Below are 2,828 nucleotides of genomic sequence, written 5' to 3' on the forward strand. Positions count from 1 at the left end.
GGCAAGCACCGCCTCCGCAGCCGGTAAGCGCGGCCCCGGCGCCTGTCCGGCCCCATCAGACTGCACCAGCGCCAGCGCCGAAGCCAGCGCAAAGCCATCAATCGGCGACCATCACGCCGCTGCCCGCCTACGCCAATGCCGTTCGACACGCGCCAGCGCCGGCAAGACAGGATTCCCCGGCAAAGCAGGATTCCATTGACGATACGCTGATGAGGGAGCTCGAGGTCTCGTTTGATGTCCCGCAGCCCGCGCCGGAGAGCAAGCCGGCGGCAAAGGCGCCGTCGTCTCTCGATGACGAGATGACGAAGCTTCTAGGCGAGCTTTCCAGCCAGAAAAGATAACCGGCCAGAAACGGGGCCAGCGAACAGGCAAAAAAATGGCCGGAGACCGGCCATGACAAAATTCGCTGCTTTTAGGCGATTCGCCTGTGCTTCAGTCGTCGCGGTAGACCTTCTCGCGGCGCTCGTGGCGCTCCTGCGCCTCGATCGACAAGGTCGCGATCGGACGCGCATCGAGCCGCTTCAGCGCGATGGGCTCGCCGGTTTCCTCACAATAACCGTAAGTGCCTTCATCAATGCGCTGAAGCGCGGAATCGATCTTTGAAATGAGTTTTCGCTGGCGATCGCGGGCGCGAAGTTCGATGGCGCGGTCGGTTTCCGAAGAGGCGCGATCGGCGAGATCGGGGTGGTTGGCGTTTTCCTGCTGTAGGATTTCGAGAGTTTCGCGCGCTTCGCGCAGTATGTCGTTCTTCCAAGTGACGAGCTTCAGGCGAAAGTAGGATTTCTGCCGCTCGTTCATGAACGGCTCGTTTTCGGAGGGTACGTAATCGGCGGTAACGATGTCGTTCATTCGACTCACCCAACAGCCCCAATTTTGGCGCCTATATATTCGCGGACCGAATACTGCACAAGCGCAATCGACGACAGTTTCACGCAATTGTTAATGTCGGGCAAAATGCTATGGGCCGCATCATTCGCATGAAGGGCGCGACCGAATTCGCGTATGATTCGTTGGGTTTGAAGGGTGGCGGCCATTGTGCGCAAGGCGTTTCTCATGGCTAATCCTGCATCGCCTTTTGATGAGTTTCGGTGTTTGGCACAAGCGAGGGGCCGGTGAGCAAGCTTTATCTGTTGAGGCATGCCAAGGCCGGGTGGGCTCTGCCGGGCATGCGCGATTTCGATCGTCCCCTCGACGCATCGGGCGTCGGCGACGCCGAAACGATGGGTGCGGCCATGCGGGCCCGCAGCTACATTCCGGACCTCACCCTTTGCTCCAACGCAAAGCGAGCGCGCCAGACCCTGGAAGGTCTGGCCGGCCAAACCGATACAGGCCGGGTCCTGTTCCTGGACACGCTCTACAGCGAGGACGCCGCCGGCTATCTCAACCTCATCCGCAGCAATGGCGGGCCTAGCTCGCTGCTCATCATCGGCCACAACCCGATGACGGAAGATCTCACTATCGCGCTTTCGGGCGACGGCGACGAGGCTGCGATGGGAATGCTGAATCACGGCTTTCCGACTTCCGGCCTTGCCGTCGTCTGCTTTCCGGCCAGTCTTGCCAACGCCGCGCAAGGCACCGGCTATCTCGAAGCCTTCGTGACGCCGGCCGATCTCTGACGCCATTTCAAACCTGGGCAGCAGCGTCTATATCGGATCGTACCGAAGCCCCGAGAGACCGCATTTTGGCATCATCGCTGACCACTTTCACCGACGAGGCGAAGATTGCCCTGGATACGCTGTCAGGGCGCGCTACCGGGCTTTTTTCGCCATCACTGCGACTGGGTGTCACTGGTCTTTCCCGCGCGGGCAAGACGGTGTTCATCTCAGCCTTTGTCCACAATCTGATCCATGGCGGGCGCTTGCCGCTGTTCTCGGCGCAGAAATCGGGACGCATCGCCCGTGCCTTCCTCGAAGAGCAACCGGATGACGCCGTACCGCGATTCCAGTACGAGGATCACGTAGCGGCTTTGGTCAACGATCGCCTGTGGCCGGATTCGACACGTGCCATTTCCGAGCTGAGGCTCACCATCGAATATGAATCGGCCTCCGCCTGGAGCCGCATGTTTTCATCAGGCAGATTGTCGGTCGATATCGTCGACTATCCCGGCGAATGGCTGCTGGACCTACCGTTGCTCGGTAAATCCTACGTTGATTTCTCGCGCGAAGCATTCGAGATGGCCGTGCTGCCGGTGCGCGCCGACCTTTCGCAGGAATGGCGCTCGCTCTCCGCCGCAGTCGACCTGAATGCGGACGCCGACGAGATGACGGCGCGACGCCTCGCCGAGAGCTTTGCCGCTTACCTCAAGGCATGCAAGCTTGACGAGCGGGCGCTTTCGACCCTGCCGCCCGGCCGTTTCCTGATGCCCGGCGATCTTGAGGGCTCGCCGGCGCTGACCTTCGCGCCCTTGCCGGGCCTGAGTGAGCGGCGGGCGCGTTCCGGGTCGCTTCAGGCGATGATGGAGCGGCGCTACGAGGCCTACAAGACATATGTCGTAAAGCCGTTCTTCCGGGAGCACATCACGCGCCTCGACCGTCAGATCGTGGTGATAGACGCCCTGCAGGCCCTGAACGCAGGCCCCGGCGCGATGGCCGATCTCGAACGTGCGGTGACCGAAATCCTCGCCTGTTTCCGCCCCGGCCGCAGCAATTTCCTGACTGACTTTTTTTCAAGGCGGATCGACCGCATATTGGTGGCGGCGACGAAGGCGGACCATCTGCATCACGAAAGCCACGATCGGCTGCAGGCGATCGTGCGGCGGCTTGCCGATCGCGCCGTGACGCGAGCAAATTTCACCGGCGCCGATGTCGACGTGGTCGCCCTGGCGGCGG

At 61.5% G+C, this 2,828-nt stretch carries 3 protein-coding genes and 1 pseudogene; 3 read left to right on the forward strand and 1 reads right to left on the reverse strand.

Translation table 11 applies throughout. The features are described from left to right. Positions 1 to 341: pseudogene (locus EOA85_RS38280) on the forward strand (hypothetical protein); the annotation flags it as partial. A gap of 91 nt (positions 342 to 432) precedes the next feature. On the opposite strand, the gene dksA reads toward EOA85_RS38280, so the two are convergent. Next, a complete protein-coding gene (gene dksA / locus EOA85_RS31690; protein WP_127212357.1) occupies positions 433 to 849 on the reverse strand; it encodes an RNA polymerase-binding protein DksA in 417 nt (138 codons plus the stop codon). Between the two features lie 263 nt (positions 850 to 1,112). Here dksA and EOA85_RS31695 point away from each other — a divergent pair, with 263 nt between their 5' ends. Together EOA85_RS31695 and EOA85_RS31700 are read left to right on the forward strand one after the other, a co-directional pair. Then, a complete protein-coding gene (locus EOA85_RS31695; RefSeq protein ID WP_127212358.1) occupies positions 1,113 to 1,616 on the forward strand; it encodes a histidine phosphatase family protein in 504 nt (167 codons plus the stop codon). A gap of 65 nt (positions 1,617 to 1,681) precedes the next feature. Beyond that, on the forward strand, positions 1,682 to 2,828 hold a 1,147-nt coding region (locus EOA85_RS31700; protein ID WP_127212359.1), incomplete at its 3' end, for a YcjX family protein.

Origin of the sequence: Mesorhizobium sp. M5C.F.Ca.IN.020.29.1.1 (genome assembly GCF_003997375.1) — a bacterium.
Taxonomy (GTDB): domain Bacteria; phylum Pseudomonadota; class Alphaproteobacteria; order Rhizobiales; family Rhizobiaceae; genus Mesorhizobium; species Mesorhizobium wenxiniae.

Bases quoted from the DNA above. Each gene is read 5' to 3' on its own strand.
- dksA (WP_127212357.1), bottom strand. From the start codon at position 849: ATGAACGACATCGTTACCGCCGATTACGTACCCTCCGAAAACGAGCCG.